Source organism: Paenibacillus sp. FSL E2-0151 (genome assembly GCF_037993015.1).
Lineage (GTDB): Bacteria > Bacillota > Bacilli > Paenibacillales > Paenibacillaceae > Paenibacillus > Paenibacillus amylolyticus.
Genome location: NZ_CP150308.1, coordinates 3,791,923 through 3,809,640, shown reverse-complemented (window position 1 = coordinate 3,809,640; position 17,718 = coordinate 3,791,923). Strand labels below are relative to the sequence as shown.

The 17,718-nt window shown below is 42.5% G+C and carries 18 protein-coding genes; 2 read left to right on the top strand and 16 right to left on the bottom strand.

Features of this window, described 5'->3' with window-relative positions:
* Positions 1–279: 279 nt before the first annotated feature.
* The 4 genes from MHI55_RS17220 to MHI55_RS17205 all read right to left on the bottom strand — a co-directional run bounded on the left by MHI55_RS17220 (position 280) and on the right by MHI55_RS17205 (position 3,937).
* Positions 280–417, bottom strand: coding sequence for a paeninodin family lasso peptide (locus MHI55_RS17220; protein ID WP_106427116.1), 138 nt, complete (start codon positions 415–417; stop codon positions 280–282).
* A 609-nt stretch (positions 418–1,026) separates the two neighbouring features.
* On the bottom strand, positions 1,027–2,022 hold the full coding sequence (locus MHI55_RS17215) for a glycoside hydrolase family 43 protein (protein WP_340386436.1): 996 nt from the start codon (positions 2,020–2,022) through the stop codon (positions 1,027–1,029).
* A gap of 363 nt (positions 2,023–2,385) precedes the next feature.
* On the bottom strand, positions 2,386–2,739 hold the full coding sequence (locus MHI55_RS17210; protein WP_076250506.1) for a hypothetical protein: 354 nt from the start codon (positions 2,737–2,739) through the stop codon (positions 2,386–2,388).
* Positions 2,740–3,247: 508 nt separating this feature from the next.
* Positions 3,248–3,937 (bottom strand): SDR family NAD(P)-dependent oxidoreductase, encoded by a 690-nt coding sequence (locus MHI55_RS17205; protein WP_076250508.1) that lies wholly within the window; start codon positions 3,935–3,937, stop codon positions 3,248–3,250.
* Between the two features lie 157 nt (positions 3,938–4,094).
* Between MHI55_RS17205 and MHI55_RS17200 the strand changes: the two genes are divergently transcribed.
* Positions 4,095–4,679 (top strand): TetR/AcrR family transcriptional regulator, encoded by a 585-nt coding sequence (locus MHI55_RS17200; RefSeq protein WP_051447337.1) that lies wholly within the window; start codon positions 4,095–4,097, stop codon positions 4,677–4,679.
* Between the two features lie 648 nt (positions 4,680–5,327).
* Here MHI55_RS17200 and MHI55_RS17195 read toward each other — a convergent pair.
* Positions 5,328–6,287, bottom strand: coding sequence for an L-threonine 3-dehydrogenase (locus tag MHI55_RS17195; RefSeq protein ID WP_076250511.1), 960 nt, complete (start codon positions 6,285–6,287; stop codon positions 5,328–5,330).
* A gap of 37 nt (positions 6,288–6,324) precedes the next feature.
* A complete protein-coding gene (locus MHI55_RS17190) occupies positions 6,325–7,515 on the bottom strand; it encodes a glycine C-acetyltransferase (protein WP_076250513.1) in 1,191 nt (396 codons plus the stop codon).
* 300 nt (positions 7,516–7,815) lie between these two features.
* On the opposite strand from MHI55_RS17190, the gene MHI55_RS17185 reads away from it, so the two are divergent.
* The gene (locus MHI55_RS17185; protein WP_076250515.1) at positions 7,816–8,016 is read left to right on the top strand and encodes a hypothetical protein; all 201 of its coding nucleotides are present in this window, start codon (positions 7,816–7,818) and stop codon (positions 8,014–8,016) included.
* A 672-nt stretch (positions 8,017–8,688) separates the two neighbouring features.
* Here MHI55_RS17185 and MHI55_RS17180 read toward each other — a convergent pair.
* The 10 genes from MHI55_RS17180 to MHI55_RS17135 all read right to left on the bottom strand — a co-directional run bounded on the left by MHI55_RS17180 (position 8,689) and on the right by MHI55_RS17135 (position 17,616).
* A complete protein-coding gene (locus MHI55_RS17180) occupies positions 8,689–9,447 on the bottom strand; it encodes an AAA family ATPase (protein ID WP_076250655.1) in 759 nt (252 codons plus the stop codon).
* Positions 9,448–9,874: 427 nt separating this feature from the next.
* Positions 9,875–10,945: a hypothetical protein gene (locus MHI55_RS17175; RefSeq protein WP_340386434.1), complete on the bottom strand. Its 1,071-nt coding sequence runs from the start codon at positions 10,943–10,945 to the stop codon at positions 9,875–9,877.
* Positions 10,942–11,817, bottom strand: a complete 876-nt coding sequence (locus tag MHI55_RS17170; protein WP_221821441.1) for an ABC transporter ATP-binding protein — start codon at positions 11,815–11,817, stop codon at positions 10,942–10,944. The genes MHI55_RS17175 and MHI55_RS17170 overlap by 4 nt, the downstream gene beginning before the upstream one ends.
* Positions 11,798–12,643, bottom strand: a complete 846-nt coding sequence (locus MHI55_RS17165; RefSeq protein ID WP_340386432.1) for a hypothetical protein — start codon at positions 12,641–12,643, stop codon at positions 11,798–11,800. The genes MHI55_RS17170 and MHI55_RS17165 overlap by 20 nt, the downstream gene beginning before the upstream one ends.
* Positions 12,618–13,190, bottom strand: a complete 573-nt coding sequence (locus tag MHI55_RS17160) for a sigma-70 family RNA polymerase sigma factor (RefSeq protein WP_339282721.1) — start codon at positions 13,188–13,190, stop codon at positions 12,618–12,620. Before MHI55_RS17160 ends, MHI55_RS17165 begins: the two co-directional genes overlap by 26 nt.
* A 359-nt stretch (positions 13,191–13,549) precedes the next feature.
* Positions 13,550–13,990, bottom strand: coding sequence for a hypothetical protein (locus MHI55_RS17155; protein ID WP_340386430.1), 441 nt, complete (start codon positions 13,988–13,990; stop codon positions 13,550–13,552).
* Positions 13,991–14,197: a helix-turn-helix transcriptional regulator gene (locus MHI55_RS17150; RefSeq protein ID WP_036613900.1), complete on the bottom strand. Its 207-nt coding sequence runs from the start codon at positions 14,195–14,197 to the stop codon at positions 13,991–13,993.
* A 323-nt stretch (positions 14,198–14,520) separates the two neighbouring features.
* Positions 14,521–14,958 carry an Imm26 family immunity protein gene (locus tag MHI55_RS17145; protein WP_340386428.1) on the bottom strand — a complete coding sequence of 146 codons (438 nt, stop codon included), beginning with the start codon at positions 14,956–14,958 and terminating at the stop codon, positions 14,521–14,523.
* 32 nt (positions 14,959–14,990) lie between these two features.
* Positions 14,991–15,365 (bottom strand): DUF2750 domain-containing protein, encoded by a 375-nt coding sequence (locus tag MHI55_RS17140; RefSeq protein WP_127549260.1) that lies wholly within the window; start codon positions 15,363–15,365, stop codon positions 14,991–14,993.
* Between the two features lie 202 nt (positions 15,366–15,567).
* Positions 15,568–17,616, bottom strand: a complete 2,049-nt coding sequence (locus MHI55_RS17135) for a glycoside hydrolase family 16 protein (RefSeq protein WP_340386426.1) — start codon at positions 17,614–17,616, stop codon at positions 15,568–15,570.
* Positions 17,617–17,718 lie beyond the last annotated feature (102 nt).

The following is a 17,718-nucleotide window of genomic DNA, read 5'->3' as shown; positions in this document are numbered from 1 at the left end:
ACTGTCTGTATAAGCCGTTTTTGGAGAAATCATTTTTTCGTGGAGGCCTCAATTGGACAATGTTTGTCGAGCGGCGTAACGAATTTCGCAACGTATTCGAACAAATGTTACATCAACAGGAGGCTGATGCTACGCCTTATTTAGCTGCTGCTCAATATCAATCATAGTCGTCTTGGTCTGGAATGGTACAATGTTCTTGTCCCTCATCTGAGCATCGAAAAAGCCGCCCACAGGCGACCTTTTGAGCAAGAATACGATTTCTAATTTGAAGTATGATTATCAGGACGATGGATCATATAGGTCTGCATCATGTTCTTCGATCCAATCAATTTGCCTGAATCCATAGCCAGCCATCGTTTGCTGCACATCCAGCACCTCTAATTCCGGTGCCTGCCAAGGCGTTTTTTTCGTTTCCATCGATCGTCCCCTCTTTCTACAAAAACTGGAACCAACTGGAACCAAGATGCGAGCACCCTTACATTACTTGTGCGATACAAACTTTTTAGGATACGATTTGTATCTTTGTGAAAATTATAAGACACAATACGTATCTAAGTAAACAACTATTTCATCCCTTTCTATGGGTTAAGTATTTCCCTGTAGCGCTACTGACCCAAGTTAAAGCCCACTCTCCTCTATATAGCTTTTTTATTTTGATACTCATCTAATCGTTAATCGGACTATTTTCTTGTCCCTCCACAGGAAAAGAAGTTCCCTACTAAAACTCGTCGACACGCGCTTCACGCATTCAACTGGATAAAGCCATTAGGATATTATATGTGTCAACAAAATTCTAATTAAACTAAAAACCTTCTCTCCGAAGGAAAGAAGGCTTTATGTTTAATTAAGATAAATTTATTAATTCAATCAGTATACTGCTGAAGTATTCTTTGTTCAGCAGAGATTTTCTCCAAGTTTGAGTGAAACAACTGATCCTCCTCCTATCAAAAAAGCAGCCCCGTCAGGAGCTGCCTCATGTATTATGCCTTATATTGTAATCTTATCTGTTTCCGCTAACCAGCTAACTTACTCCGCACCCGGATAAGGATTGATCTTCTGGATCGTTCCATCTTCGTTGTAGTTCAGCTCCGAATATTTAACGCAGCGCTTGTGGTTGACGCCTTCCGACAGGGAGCTGTCGTGATAGAACAGATACCACTTGTCTTCAACTTGCACAATGGAGTGATGGGTTGTCCAGCCGATAACCGGAGAGAGAATCTCGCCCTTGAACGTGAATGGTCCCATCGGGTTCTTGCCGATCGCATATACGAGCTTATGCGTGGTTCCTGTAGAGTAGGACAGGTAGTAATAGCCGTTATATTTATGCACCCATGGGCCTTCAAAATATCTCCGTTCCTCATCCCCAGCCAGAATCGGATTCCCGTCTTCATCGACAATCGATATCTCGGCAGGCTTGCCTTGGAAGGACAGCATGTCGTCGCTAAGCAGTGCAACTTGCGGTCCAAGCGCCGGCTGGTCAGGAGCAGGTCCTTCTGCATCTGGCACGAAGCTGCCGGTCTGCCATTTCTCCAACTGGCCACCCCAGAGTCCGCCGAAATAGATGTATGACTGATTGTCGTCATCCACCAATACGGCCGGATCGATACTGAAGCTGCCTTCCATATAATTCGGTTGCGGCATGAATGGGCCTGCCGGAGACTCTGATGTTGCCACACCCAGACGGAAGATGTCGTCATGATCCCGTGCCGGGAAAAACAGGTAATAGGTATTGTTCTTATAAGCGGCATCTGGTGCCCAGAGCTGCTTGGAGGCCCACGGAATATCTCTCAGATGCAACGCTTCGCCGTGATCAACCACCGGGGAATCGAAGTTGTTCATCGAGAGGACATGATAGTCTTCCATTTTATACTGGTCGCCGTTATCGTTGCTCGGCTCGTCATGATCGAAGTCATGGGAAGGATAGATGTAGATTTTGCCCTCGTAGACATGGACGGACGGGTCAGCAGTGAAGATGTGGGTTACGAGCGGTTGGTGGGGCTTAGGTAGTTGTTGTTGATTCATAAGGCATCTCCTTTGGTATTGGAATAATAGAATCCTTCATATACGGGATTACGGTAATTCATTGATTGCATCCTCAGAATTAAAAGCAAGCGTTTACAATCTCTAATGTTATTGTATAAGCTCCGCTTATTCTTTCCTAGTACACATAATAAAGAACTTCCCCCGAAAAAATGTACAATTCCCGCCCATCTCATAATTCTTATATTCTACAATGAAGTGATCTTTTTTGCGTTGTCTTGTCGCACATATTATTTCTTCTCCTCTGGATCGCAACCATTATATGTCTTCACAAGTTTTTGAGCTCGTAAGCTTTTTTCTCGAAGTTCCACCGTCTCACGTTCGTAATACACTTTTCCTTTATTATCACTGCACTCTTTCGGAAATATTTTCACTTATTTCTTCAGGATTTTCAACACCAATGATCAACTTTGATATTTTGAACATACCAACTTTCAAGCTATTCAAATCTAAATGAAGAGTTTCAAGCTCATTTTCAAAAAAGTGGAGTTGATAACCACCATTTGATCTAAATAACCCATTTCTTTTTTCTCCTAATAAAGCACCATATAGTTTAAAAGCCTTGGGTATTGGTCTACCTGTTGTTATTCCCTCGATTAAAGAGTATGGAATTTGCAACCCTTTATCTAATTTTAAAAAGGGTGAGTTTCCAAAGTCGATATTTACGTAGGTTTCCATTAGTTGAATTTTACGTTCCATATTTTGATTCCCCCATTTTCTTTTCAAATAATCCATTTATTTCATAACCCATAATTACATATAATACCCCAGACACCTCTTTTATTCATGAAAGTCTAAGCACTGCCCTCCGCGCCTTCGCGGGTTACGTCCTCCTTTTTATATTCCATTTCCAATCATTTATTAAAGAACCTACGCGTGTAGCATGTAGTGCTTAAACAGGGACTTATCTTTAACCTAAACACTAAGAAAATACTATATTTTCACTGGACAATTAGTTTATTTTTCCTACACATTTGTTAAATGAAATTGCATGAAACTTAGTTAGGTGTTTATCTAATCGGCAATCGGTACAAGTTCTTGTCCTCGACTCGGGACAAGAACTTGTACCGATAAACAAAAAAGCCGCTAAATTAGCGACTTCTTCATCTCTTTCAAGCGTCTCTTAGCACAAAATATATGCCTAGTTCTCAAGCTCATCTACTTGGTTACAACTGTATGTTATGACCTGCTGAAATCATCACCAATGTTAAAACAGAATGGTTTCGGGGGTAACCCCCTCAGGATACTCTTCTTCCCATACGTTTTTCTCTACATAGGCCTGGTACCACATCTCTGCAATTACATCCGGATCATTAATTGCGCCGGTACCTGACTCCTTGATCAATAAACCTAATGAGCGGTGGCCCACAAAAATCCCTTGAGCAGACAATGAAGTATGAAGATTAGCAACATAATTGCGTAACCCTGAAAGAGCAATACCGATATTCCCCATCATGGACACAGGGTACATGGCGGATAATCCTGAGGTAAAGAGCAAGGCTCCCTCTTTCCTGGCGAGCATAGCAGGGAGAACAGCATTGACGACATGGATGGCACTAACCACATTCGCCTCAAATGCGTCCCTGGCGTTCTCCGCCGTTAGCTCCAATACAGAAGTGGGAGGATAATTGCCTGCTGTTGGACTGAATTCCAACACATCAATCTGACCATACTTTTCTTTCATGTTGGTCATAGCCTGTGCAATCTGTTCCTTGTTAAAAATATCTGCTACGAAATAAGATGCCTCGATACCATCCGCTTTCAGTTCATCCACCATATCTTGCAGTTTTGCAGCATTTCTTGCAACTAATGCCACTTGGAAGCCGCGCTTGCCAAAGCTCTTCGCAATAGATAATCCTAATCCCTTACCTGCACCAATAATCGCCAGTGTTTTCATTTATGATTCTCCTTTTATGAATGAGTTAGTGAGTTCAATTGACAGTTTTGATTGTAAAACGTACACTTAAACGACTCAATGGTTGATATTGTTCAATCTGTTAATTAAACATCACTTTTGATAAATCCGACTATTATTTATGGAGGGGAAGTACGAATTGGGTAAAGATAAAGTGGATCTGCGCATTCTCAAAACGCGGAAAGCCATTAAAGAAGCGTTTCTGAGATTAGTACAAACCAAAGGCTATGAACGAATTACTGTGCAGGACATTGCCAAAGAAGCGATGATAAATCGCAACACATTTTATTTGCACTATGTAGATAAACCTCAATTCATGGAGAAGTTATTTCAGGAAAACGTGGAGAGTTTAAATGCTTGCTTAAGCCTGGAAGTGAGTTCAATTCATGAGATGGATAAAGATATGTTTGCTACCATGTTAAAAACGATTTTCGACGATATTGAAGCCAATATGATATTTTTTAAGACAATGATCACTCAAAATATTTATCCAAACTTCTCCGTTTACTTGAAAGAGGCTTTTAAAACGATCATTTTTTCGGGAATCGGCGATCATCGCCACGATGAGAAGATAAAAATTGGCATCGAATACATGATATCTGGATTGGTAGGAGTAATTTGTCTCTGGATAGTTGAACCGGAGAACTACAGGGTAGATAACTTTATCGAGCAACTGAGTGAAATTCACTATTCTAACATGGTTGACTTGCTGAAGGATACTTGATAATAAACTAGTATGATATGAACAGAAAGGCTATTCTTGCCGAATCTGATCTGGCTCGACTCCCTGCTTAGATCTGTCAGAACTAGGCAGGCATAGAATAATGTTTGCAGTCAGATACGAAGATAACGGTACTGTCCTTACTCCGGCGTTCTCAACGCTTCCAAGTACCATGAGCCTGTCATGAATCCACATGACAATCATATTTGGACACGAACATTTGAATTACTACCTCTGCCAAGAAGCCACAATTCGTGTTCCTAAGCATGAGCGTGAGATACCAAGAGCAATCTACGAAACCGACATCGACGAGTTCGTAAGCACATATTCGCGTCCCGATGGTTGGCGCAGATTGATTGGTCTTTACCGGAAAAACGTTATTTCTAATAAAAAAATCGTTATTCACGCGAATTCTTAAATTCATGTGCTTTTTTCTTGCCACATGATCTTCATCATGATGCTATTTAGATAGATACCTAATTCGAAATGACACAATGTTCTTGTCCTTAAAACAAAAAAAGCCGCTGTAATAGCGACTTTAATGGAACAATGTTCTTGTCCCTCGACAGTTTCGTTCTGTTTTTGTTTTTATAAGTTCCCCTTTCTTGCTTTTTTTAGCGATGTCACTCTTCGATCGAATTCATAATAACTTTAAGCCTTGCGAAGCATTTGTCTCTCGCTTAGATGTGAAAGCATATCCTTCGTCATGGCCTTCAAGTCGTAGCGAGCATGAAATCCCCATTCTGTTTTCGCTGCCGTTGCATCAATGGAATGCGGCCAGCTATCGGCAATCGCCTGTCTCTTCGGATCAACGTCATAATCGAGGATAAAGCCGGGAAGCTCATCCCGAATCGCTGCAGCGATCGCCTCCGGATCCACGCTCATTGCCGTGACATTAAATGAATTTCGGTGCATCAACCGGGAAGAATCCGCTTCCATCAAATCGATGATAGCGTTCAGGGCATCCGGCATATACATCATGTCCATGTTTGAGTCCTTGGCGATATAAGATGTATACCGGCCAGCCGTCACGGCTGCGTAATAAATTTCCACGGCGTAATCCGTCGTTCCTCCGCCGGGAGGCGTCATATAAGATATCAAACCCGGGAATCGCAGTCCCCTAGTATCCAGGCCGTATTTGTGAAAATAATAATCACAAAGCAGTTCGCCGGACACTTTGTTCACGCCGTACATCGTATTGGGCCTCTGGATCGTATCCTGAGGGGTATTGTCTTTCGGAGTCAAAGGACCAAAAGATCCAATGGAGCTTGGAGTGAAAAATTGGCAGCCGAGCTCCCTGGATATTTCAAGTGCATTCATCAATCCACCCATATTCAAATTCCAGGCAAGTAGCGGTTTCTCCTCTGCGGTAGCCGACAGCAGCGCAGCCAAATGGATGACGGTATCAACTTCGTACCGCTTGGCGATTTCGAACATCGCCTTATCATTCGTCACGTCCAGCAGCTCGAATGGCCCGGATCGGGTAATTTCGTGGGCTGATGACCTGAGATCCGTAGCAATGACGTGATCCGCACCATAAATTTCACGTAATTTAACAACTAACTCAGAACCGATTTGGCCCAGTGCTCCGGTCACCAAAATCTTGTTCATAAGACATTCCTCCCGAAATGTACTCCCGCGAATGTAGCTAAATCAGCTTCATTTCCTTGCCAACTTTCTCATAAACGGAGATCACCTGATCGAGCATATCCTTGGTATGGGCAGCTGTCGGCATGTTGCGTATTCTTCCGGTTCCTTTCGGAACCGTCGGAAACAGGATTGCCTTGGCGTAAACGCCTTCTTCATAAAGCCGTTTGCTGAACTGTTGGGTGGTTACTTCATCGCCAATGATACAAGGTGTGATCGGCGTTTCGCTTTGGCCTACATCATATCCAAGCCGGCTCAAGCCATTTTTCAAATCACTGCCGTTCTCCCACAGCTTCTCGATCAGCTCTTTGTCATTCATCAAAATGTCGACAGAAGCGCTACAAGAAGCGATTGTAGCCGGAGGTAGCGATGTCGAGAACAGAAACGGACGGCTTCTCAGCTTCAACCATTCGATCAGTTGTTTTTTACCCGCCACATAACCGCCGACAACGCCAATCGCCTTGGAAAGAGTACCAATTTGAAAGTCAATGCGGTCGGACAATCCAAAATGCTTCACGGTTCCCGCACCTGCTCCGAGAACGCCAGAACCGTGGGCATCATCCACATAAGTAATCAGATCGAATTCTTCTGCTATTTTCACGATTTCAGGCAGCTTTGCTATATCACCATCCATGGAGAAAACCCCGTCGGTGATGACCATAATTTTATGGTACTGACCGGATTCCTTGGCATCTTTCGCCTGCTGTCTTAAATCATTCATATCCGAATGCTTAAAGCGAATCACCTTGGCTCTCGACAGGCGGCAGCCATCAATAATCGAAGCGTGGTTCAGCTCATCTGATAAAATCGCATCATGCTGGTCCATTACCGCGGATATAGCAGCCATATTGCAGTTAAATCCCGATTGATACACGATAACGGCTTCCGTTTTTTTGAAACGGGCCAGTTTTTCTTCAAGCTCAATATGAAGATCCATCGTACCATTAATTGTTCTCACAGCCCCTGCGCCTGCCCCGTATGTCTGCGACGCCTTAACTGAAGCATCAATCAGGCGGTGATCTGTTGCCAGTCCCAAATAGTTATTGGAAGACAAATTGATTAAGGACTTTCCGTTGATACGAATAACAGGACCATTTGCACCCTGCAGCGTATCAATGACGTTATATAGACCTTTAGTCTTTAGATCTTCGATGTTCGAACTTAAAAATTGGTCCAATGCTTGACTTGACATTCCATTCCCTCCTCGATATACGCATGTCCTCGTACAGGAGACACAGTATTCTTCGAAAAAACCCTGTTATAAAAGGAAATAAACTAAATTCAATGTATCATCATTTTTATTTTTTGTACACATGTGGCGGACAAAAAAATAAAAAAATCTGCAAAAAAACATAGCGATTGCTTCCCCATTCTCGGAAGCAATCGCTACTAAATCTTTGCTATACTTTTTGTTACATTCTATACTAATTCATCATGTATTAAACTATTATTATGCAATGAGAAACTCTATTTCAACCTGTGAGGTGATTTGATGAACAAGATTTTAGCGATCTCGATTTTGGGAATGGGTTTAACAGGTGCTGTTTTAATCATCTCAATTGCTCTGTTGTTTAACCCCCCGATAGGAAGTGTGTTGAAGATGGTTACTGCTGCTTCAACATTATCTTTTATTATATTTGCTGTTTCGGCTTTGATATTTCGTCGGCGATTAGATGATGAAAATAGAGAATAGTATATTTATACTTCCTCGATTTAGGACGAATGCTTCGCAGTTGCAATCCTAACAATGTTTCTGCTTATCTTCAGAAAATAATGAAACATGCATCCCCCCCTACAAGCACCCATGCTAAAAAATAGAATCTTCTGTTTTAAAATATATAGAAGCAGTAGCTTTATATCCTTATTTCTCCATAAAAGTCCAATATAGTTGTACCGTTCTTCCTGTTCGACCCGTTGTTTCTCTTTGTAGAGCGTTCGAATGGTTCTACAAAGTCACTTCTACTAAGCTTACAGCATGTAGATACTCAGCATCACCAAAATTACCGATCGGACTGTGAAAAATAAAAACGTCACTTTGTTGGGCAACACCCACTGTTTTCCCTTTATATCCAGGTACGTGATCGCTGACCTGCACTTGGGGCGTCCTAATCTACGGAGGAGCCCTTTTTCGTGATTTAAATACTCATACGTAAACATATACAAAAAAGGATCGTTAGCATTTCTGCAACGATCCCTGTTGTCAGTCCGCTAGTTGAAATCAGCAGATGATCAATTTGATGCCTTATTAAGTTTGATTAAGCTAACGTTTCTCGTTAGCTTAATCTCGACAATAGATCGCTTTCTTTGTAACGATCTCTCTTAAGCTTTTAGATTCTATAGGATAGCAGTGGAATTAATCTTTAGCTTACTCGAATAACTCTCTGAGCATCCTATCCTTGTTATTCACAAACTCTTTCATAATCATATAATGGTCGGTTTCTTCCAATACTTGGACTTCGATACCATCTGGCTTTAGATTGTAAATAATCGAATCTGGATATGCCATAAGGATTGGGGAATGGGTCGCAATTATAAATTGAGAGTTTTGCAAAACAAGTTCATGGATTCGTGTCAGCATCGCCATTTGGCGAAGGGGAGACAGTGCAGCCTCAGGCTCATCCAGTATATATAATCCATTCTCTCCGAACCGATGAATGAAAGTGGAAAAGAACGACTCTCCGTGCGATTGCTCATGCAAGGACTTGCCACCGTACGAATCTTTAATAGGGCGAATAGGGCGACCGAATGAAGGCTGACTGTCCAACTCATCGATCGTTGTGGCTAAATTATAATAACTTTCTGCCCGGAAAAAGAAGCCATCCCTCGGGCGTCGCGGACCTTTAATCAATTGTATATATTCATATAAGTTCGAGTGAGTAGCCTGGGTTGAGAAGGAAAAGTTGATCGTCCCACCCTCCGGGTTAAATCCCCATGCGACAGCAATGGACTCCATCAGTGTTGATTTGCCCATTCCATTTTCACCTACGATATAGGTTACCTTGGGGTGGAAATCAAGAGTATTTAGGTTTCGAATGACTGCCAAATCAAAGGGGTAACGATTATAGGTGGGTACTTGTTGCCGCTTAAGCTGAATTTGTCGTAAATAGGGATGCTGTATATTAATATAGTTCACTCCCTTTTAAAACTTTGATCGTTATGCTTACCTTTTTTTTGGAAAACACTGACTGATGTTTGTCTCAAGCTTTAGTTTACTCCATCAAACAAATAATACCACATACCGAAACTAACCTGCCCGTTAGTTTAATGAAACAGATAAATGTTCTAATCGACATCGGTACCATGTTCTTAAAATCGTCATTCAAACGAAGTCTTATATTAATGTGGGTTTTATCTCGCCATAGGAGTTCCATCATGCTACTATTTAGATAACTATCTAATCTGAAATGACACAATGTTCTTGTCCTTTTGGCAATGGAACCAAGTTCTTGTCCTCAGCTGGGGACACTGCCATGCTTATTCATATGAAAAGAAGTCCGCAGAATCTGCGGACCTAATTGTGTAATACATCATGTTCCTCATAGTGCTTCAAGTCAAGAAAATACCTCACGATTACGGAACGCTCGATATGTACCAAGTACAACTACAGCTGTAACTACAGTCATAATAAGCAAATACAACTGTAGATATGACACCTCCACCCTGAATATGGAGTAGTTTACTGGAGTTTGGAACAGTCTCGTTACCCGCATCATTGTACTGAAGGAAAATTCCTCAATCCACTTCGCCCATCCTGGGTTAAAGTTCATTACATCAAATGCCAGATAGGGCACGCCTACAATAGCCACATTAATGATTATGGCAACAAACGCCGTTGAACTGAGCGAAGAAACCCATAGCACAACGCATCCAAAAATCAGGCTGCCTGCCAAGTGTGTGACCAACTGAACTACATAATACTGAAGCGCAGACAACCTATAAGGCGAGAACTCATAATCGAAGCCTTGAAAGTACATGCCTACACTCTGTATTGGGGTATCTGCTCCAGCCAAATTTCCAAACCTCAACCAGTAGATTAGCAAGTTGATACTTGTAAACAAGATGACGCATAGGACAATATATACTATTGAAGCCATCAATTTAGCCGATACGATTTGGCTCTTCCCTCGCTTGCTGCTGCGTACCAACGCTGCCGTTCCCAATGCATATTCCTCTGCAAATACGGGAGCCAGTCCCAGCAAAATCATGATCATCATAAAAAGCACGCCAAATTGATCAATGTATTCCAACAGATAACCCCAAGGTTTATTGTAGTGAATTTCAGTGACGTTTACGGTCCGTTCCATGACATTCCCGCTATCATCAGTTTTGGTGTAGTTTTTTATGAATTCCGGCGAAAACATGGAAATCTCATAAAATACGCCATATCGATTCTGATTCGCTTCATCACTATAACCCTTGTTTTGTAACTGTTCCTGTGCAGCCTGAACCTTCTCAGCCGTAATGGCTCCTTCATAGGGTTTGTAGAACGATGTACCCTTCATCGGCCCCGGATGTCCGAGATAGGCATACAGAACAAGCAACATTAGTAGCCCGGTGAGTGCAAGATAGATACTTTTACGCGTCATTATTTTAACAAATTCATATCCGATCAAACGAATCACGATGTCGCCTCCTCATCAAAATAGTGCATATATACGTCTTCAAGCCGAGGGGCCTCTGGCATAGCTTGTGGGACAGGCCGTTCTTTTGCCAAGATTCTCGCCACAATACCATCGGACTGATAGGACAATCCGCTTACCTTGAAACGAGAGGTGAGTTCGGCAAGCTGCTGTTCTGTTAACGTTGCAGTCCAAACGCTGCCTTGCATACTGTTCATGATCGCTTCCGGTGTGTTCTGAGTAATCAGTTGACCTTCATTCATCAGGATCATTTCCTTACACGAGAACTCCAGATCAGAGATAATATGCGTCGATAACAGTACAATCCGGTCTCTTCCCAACTCACCGATAATGTTACGAAATCGAATACGTTCCTTCGGGTCAAGGCCAGCCGTAGGTTCGTCGAGAACTAGAATTTGCGGATCATTTAGCAAGGCTTGTGCAATTCCGAGCCGCTGCTTCATGCCTCCAGAGAACGTACGAATTTTATGTTGTGCCTGCTTTTCCAGATCAACCATACGTAATGTCTCCTGCACTCGAATAGCGGCTTGATTCGTACTCAGTCCTTTTAACGAACACATGTACATGAGAAATTTATGAGCACTGAAACGATTATAAAATCCAAAGCGCTGCGGCATATAGCCCAATATATCGCGATAACGATCCCCCATCTGTTCAATGGGTTGCCCATCCAGCATAATTTGTCCGGACGTTGGCTTGGCGATGTCTACAAGCATGCGAAGCAGCGTTGTTTTGCCCGCTCCATTTGGTCCAAGCAGGCCATAGACGCCACCGCTGGACAGCTCTAGCGTGAACGATTTCACGGCCCACTTGTTTCTATACTTCTTGGATACGTTATCCATGGTCAATTTCAAAGGAATAACCTCTTTCCGTTTGTGATGTATATTTTCGCGTCATCTGCCGGATCTGACTGATCAACAGAACCACTCCACATAATGCGATTGCAATAAGTACTGGGGTCTGAATCGATTGTACTAAAGTAACAAATCGGGGATTGCTTAACATAAGCCAGAAAAGCCCAAACCATGCGACCAAGAAAATACTAACAGCTGTTCCACCCCGAACACGCATAGCCAGCCACAAACTAGCCCCTGCCGCAATCATCAGTTGGGTATACCACAGACCGACGCCACTCCATGAGATGAAACTTCCTCTTCCGCCAGATACCAATAGCATAAGAAGCAGAACAAATACCATATTTCCTGCAAGCACGACGATCAGACGAGTCAGCATCAGCTGTTGTGCCGTAATTTTACAGGTCAGTTCGATCTCCATCAGCCCCTGATCCCGACCTTTGAATACTTCCAGTAATCCGAGAATAAAAGGTACAGGTACCAGAATAAGTCCACTCATGTATGGGGATATTGTGCTGCGGGTTCCCAACCAGAATCCGCACAACAGAAGCAATGCGCAAACTAGCCAGTACGATTTGTGGAAAACCATAACCTCACCCCGAACGAGTTGGAACAGTTCTGTAAATGATTTCCCCGGTGATTGCTCCAGATGAACATTCATCTGTCCCGGCATATGTGCATCCAAGGCCCTTATCGTCCTTTCGATCTCCATCTCGGATGGATATTCAACCACATAGTCATCCAAAAAAGGGGCAATTTCGGCGTACTCCTCCATCTCTAATTCAGCTCGACGCTTCCTTCTATCTTCGTTTTCTGTACGTTTCATCCCGCTCACCTCCCACAATGATCTCTTTTAACTTTGTTATGCCCAAGCGTATACGTGATTTCACTGTCGACTCATTCGATCCCGTCAGCTCGGCAACCTCTTTGATCTTTAGCCCGTTGTAATAGTTCAGAATGACTGCGTCCCGCTGGTGCTCAGGCAAACTTTGTACCGCCAGCCTGACCTTATCATTCTGAAGCCGTTTATAGAATATGTTCCACACATTCTGGTGCTCACTTGCTGGGAGCGCCTCTTCTGTTAACTCGCTCTCTCTGAGTTGTTGCTTGAACTCGCGCCCACGAAAATAATCCATACAATGATTCACTGCTATTTTCAGCAACCAGTGACTGAATTTTCCGTTATCTCGATAATTCTCCAATGAATTCATCATTTTTACAAATACCTCTTGAGTTAGATCAAAAGAGATATGATAATCTCCCGTTTTTCGGTACACATATGAAAATATCGACTTGTAATGCCGCTTCACCAAAACTTCCATTGCAGCCCGACTACCTTCACGAATCTCATGAATTAATTCTTCATCATCCAACGCTCCCTCACCCCCTCAAACTAATTAACGATAACTTGATCATAAAAGATCAAAACTATTTATATCTTGTTTTATGCATAATGCAAAATTAGCCATTTCGAATATTCCTGGGTAGCCCATGTGAAGGTCAAGGCCCTATATTATTAAAAAAGCGGGGAAATTCCTGCTTCCAAGCTGTTGAGAAAGTCTCACCAGCCAATAGATATTCATCTAATCGGTAAGCGGAAGATGTTCTTGTACCGATAAAACAAAAAAGCCGCTAAAATAGCGACTTCAATGGGATCATGTTTTTGTCCCTCGACAACTTTGTTATATTAAGTACATTAGTTTTGGTTGTATGAGCATCATTGATCTAAACCTTAAATTTCTCTCGCATAATACATCCACAGTGCAAAAAATACGATTAAAACAAATAATAAGCAAGTTAGTAAGGTGTAGAATATCAAGGGATTAAAGAAACCGGCGATCACGGAGGAGATGCCCAGACCAATGAGAATGATTGCTGTGCTGAGTGTGCCGGCTCTCTGGAGTATCATTACACTCCGCTCGTCATTCTCCTCAATATACTGCTTCTTCAGCTCGGCTTCATTATTACTGGCTTTTATATACCTGACGAGGAAAAAAGCGACGGCCACTTCAACCCCGATAAAAGCGCCTGTGTGAAATCCCTTTATAAAACTAGGTAAATCGGGTAGTCCACCTCGGTAAAATATAAGTCCTACATAGATCAATAGGGTAGCAGCGGCTACCAGTGACAGTACGTTTTTGCGAGTTTTTATTTTAATCTTGTACTTGTCCATTTACATTTCCTCCACTTCGCTGAAATCAAAAACATCTTCAATGGCGAGTCCGAAAAAATTGGCAATTTTGTAAGCAAGAATAAGGGAAGCCGTGTATTTTCCCCTTTCAAGAGAGGTAATGGTTTGCCGGGTAACACCAACAATTCGTCCCAGCTCTTCCTGTGACAGCTTATGCTGCTTACGCAGTTCTGCAATTCTTGTCTTCAAGTGATCACGTCCTTGCAATGTTTACTTTGCATTTTTAGCATAGTTCACTTTGCATTATGTGTCAAGTTAACTTTGCATTTTTACTTACCTCTGAATGCAAAACAAGCTAAGCCCCTCTTTGTAAAAGGAGGGCTTGGCTTGGTTGATTTTGATTATATAAGATGCCAGAAGAGTTTACTTAAACAGAGAAAATGGTTGAAGCGCTTGGTGTTACCCCTATAGAAACGTGACTTAATGTTAGTATTGGAAAGTAAAAAAGCGGTTCAAACCGCTACACCTGATTTCTGGAACCATAGATGGTATACTCGTACACTATTTATTCGCTATTTATTCGGGTCTCGGTGCCACTTATCATCTCCCATTATTCTATCAACAATATGATGGGCTTCCCAAACAGCCGCAATCTCTAATCCTTCGCTTTCTTCGCTATTAGAAGGTCTAATCTCTCCCATATGATAAATCAAATATTCTCCTGATATCTTATCAATGATACAGGCAGGTGGGGGCCACGCCTCTTCTTCATCCGGGAACGGACGATTTTCAACGACCGACCAATCACCTGATTTCAGTACATCATCATATACACCCACGATAAATTGGTATTCCTCTTCTTGAGGTATCTCTTCTATCGTGTCACTTATCACATTATAGATTGCAATGCTGGCATCTTTAAGCCTTCTCCCAAAGGAAAACTTACCGTTAGGCAGAGGTATAGCGTAGATATCACCCAATTTTATTCGTTTACGTCTCGTATTTTTCACGGTTTTCCAAACTCCTTCGTTGAGGTTTTAAGTTAGTATTTTTCAAGTTCTGTCTTTAAATCCTCAATTAGTATATCGACTTCTAATACAGCAGAATCAGCATTATTTAAGAATATTGAAGGTTTAAAACCCTCTTTTTTTAAATTGGGTAGAAAATCGTCTATGAACTCGTACAAATCCATACTTTTACTTGAGTAAATTTCCCAACCATCAGTTGCACAGTATTCCGCGAATTCTTTCTTAGGCCAAAATGGAAGTAATTTATTACCTTTATCATCTTCAGTAACTGACCAAGCATTCTCATAAAGCCCCCACACTTCTTCTGAATCCACTACTTTTTTGATGAAGTATTCATAACGAATATTTGCAGGGAGATTGATGACTGATTCAAATTCTTTCTGATTCATATTTCCTCCTAATGATGTTGTCCTTCGACAAGAGTTGCAGCCGATGAACTACAGTATCAAGTCTAAAATTAAACGACCGATTCCCAGGTTGAAATATTGGGAATCGGTCGTAAGCCAATTATAGAGTATGAGATTTCAGGATCTCCGGTTTGCCCAGCATCTGTTCCATCTGATCTTCATTCGCTCTATCCGAAATCGCAAATTACTGTTCTTTATACACGCGTACATAATCTACCTGCATAGTCGCCGGGATATCGGAGGCGTTCGGGGTACGGCCGCCGTCAAAGTTACCACCGATTGCCAAGTTCATAATGAGGTAGAACGGCTCATCAAAAGGTGCATTCGGATTATTCGGTGCAGCTGCGGAATACCACTGCTCGTTAGTGACTTTATAGAAAAACTTGCCGTCCACATACCATTTAATGTTGTCCTCTTCCCAGACTACCGAGTATACATGATAATCATTGGCAAAAGTTTGCCCCGCCGGGAAGTGATAATCGCCGCCCGAATACTGGTTCCCGGGCCATTGTCCACCAAAGTGTATGGTACCGCTTACTGATCCAGGCAGACGGCCTCTCGCTTCCATAACATCAATTTCACCTGATGCAGCCCAAGTGCCATATACCGAATCTTTTGGAAGCATCCACAGTGCTGGCCATACACCATCACCTGTAGGAAGCTTGGCACGAAAATCGACTCTGCCGTACTTCAAGGACAGTTTATCCTTGGTGTTAATCTTTCCCGAAGAATACTGTGCATACCGATTTGGATCCTGCGGGAAAGATTTAATATCATTCATGGCTTTGATATTCAGCTTCCCGTCCTGTACATAAACATTTTGAGTGCTGTTTGTGTAGTGCTGCAGTTCTGCATTTCCCCATCCCCAAGTACCGGGATCGTTATTGAGATAATATCCTGTTTCATAGTTCCATTTACTTGTATCCAGCGTAGTTCCGTTGAATTCATCCTGCCAAATGAGGTTCATGCCCGCGATTGCCGGGTCGGTTGGCGTTCCGATTGAGATATCCTCTTGATCAGATACATCCGGACGCGGGGCATTTGGATTGCCGATGAAGGTATAGTTGACGAAGTTGTTGCCAATATTTCCACCCGCCTGTCCGTTCAGTGGATATCCAATACGGATCTGCATATTTTCTTGGATTGGCTGGAACCAAAGACCATAGATATAATCGGACCAGTAACCCCACTGATTGGCATCGGACATATCGTTATACCCATTAGCGGAGTATGCAAATTTGCTCTGGCTGGAGTTACTCAAATCAACCCATTGCCCATTCATGTTAATTTGGTATACAAAATTGCCCAGTTCCTTGGCGATTGGCGCGCCTCCATCAATTTTGGGAAGCGGAACCCCTATGGAACCATTCGCATCTGCTGTGAAGGTTGTTCCTTCGTATGGCGTAATGACATATGAATTTCTTGTAGGTTCATTAAACGTAATGGTATAAACAAGGTTAGTTGAAGAAGTCTTTGATTCCAATTTGACATTGATCGACTCCGTTACGTTAAACCAGTACCCACCGCCGCCATCCGTGAATTGGCCAAAATTGTGATCGTAGATCCATCCGCTGGCTGCGTTATTGTCAATATCAATCCAGGTGTTGCTGTTTACAGGTTTGACATATACCTTCAAATCATCCGCAACAGCTTCATAAGTGACCGCAGGATTATTGTTGAACGTTGGATATGTAAAGCCTGCACCGCCTGTGAAACTTGCCGTGATTTGTGGACCTTGTGTCGGATTCATCGCGGTAATGGTTGTTTTGTTGATGTTTTGGAATACAAGTTGATACTCCAGTTTAACACCATTCGCTTTGGAGTACAGTTGGATCTCGGTTGTTGCGGAGAGGGTGAACCAATAACCATTGAAGCCGCCATCGCTCCAGTGCCCCCAGTTTTGGTTATAGATATAACCGCCTGCCTGGTCGATATCAACCCAGTTGTTGCCCACTTTTACATTAACGCCTACATCACTGTAAACATCATTCCATGTCGCGGAGCCTCCATTGAACTTAGGCATAACAAATCCGTAGCTGGCCTTGCCAACCCCTGATTTTGAAATAACAGGCCCGTCTGCTGGTGAGAAGTACTCCATTGAGGTTACGGTAGTTCCCGCTGCCTGAACCTTTGAAGCTGGCAGTATGCCAATACTAGCCAGCATCACAACCACAAGGAACATACCGAGTACCTTTTTCATAAACCGTTTCGCCGTAAAGTGAGATGGTTTCATAATTGTCCTCCTTTAATAGAATAATAGCTTTTCCCAATCCATGTGCATTAAGGAAATCGCTTACATGAAGGGATATCTTTATTCTATCGAATAGGTTAATTC

Bases quoted from the DNA above. Each gene is read 5' to 3' on its own strand.
- MHI55_RS17215 (WP_340386436.1), bottom strand. From the start codon at position 2,022: ATGAATCAACAACAACTACCTAAGCCCCACCAACCGCTCGTAACCCAC.
- MHI55_RS17140 (WP_127549260.1), bottom strand. From the start codon at position 15,365: ATGAATCAGAAAGAATTTGAATCAGTCATCAATCTCCCTGCAAATATT.
- MHI55_RS17220 (WP_106427116.1), bottom strand. From the start codon at position 417: ATGGAAACGAAAAAAACGCCTTGGCAGGCACCGGAATTAGAGGTGCTG.
- MHI55_RS17165 (WP_340386432.1), bottom strand. From the start codon at position 12,643: ATGAAACGTACAGAAAACGAAGATAGAAGGAAGCGTCGAGCTGAATTA.
- MHI55_RS17210 (WP_076250506.1), bottom strand. From the start codon at position 2,739: ATGGAACGTAAAATTCAACTAATGGAAACCTACGTAAATATCGACTTT.
- MHI55_RS17205 (WP_076250508.1), bottom strand. From the start codon at position 3,937: ATGAAAACACTGGCGATTATTGGTGCAGGTAAGGGATTAGGATTATCT.
- MHI55_RS17185 (WP_076250515.1), top strand. From the start codon at position 7,816: ATGAACAAGATTTTAGCGATCTCGATTTTGGGAATGGGTTTAACAGGT.
- MHI55_RS17195 (WP_076250511.1), bottom strand. From the start codon at position 6,287: ATGAACAAGATTTTGGTGACCGGAGCACTGGGCCAAATCGGTTCTGAG.
- MHI55_RS17135 (WP_340386426.1), bottom strand. From the start codon at position 17,616: ATGAAACCATCTCACTTTACGGCGAAACGGTTTATGAAAAAGGTACTC.
- MHI55_RS17155 (WP_340386430.1), bottom strand. From the start codon at position 13,990: ATGGACAAGTACAAGATTAAAATAAAAACTCGCAAAAACGTACTGTCA.
- MHI55_RS17190 (WP_076250513.1), bottom strand. From the start codon at position 7,515: ATGTCAAGTCAAGCATTGGACCAATTTTTAAGTTCGAACATCGAAGAT.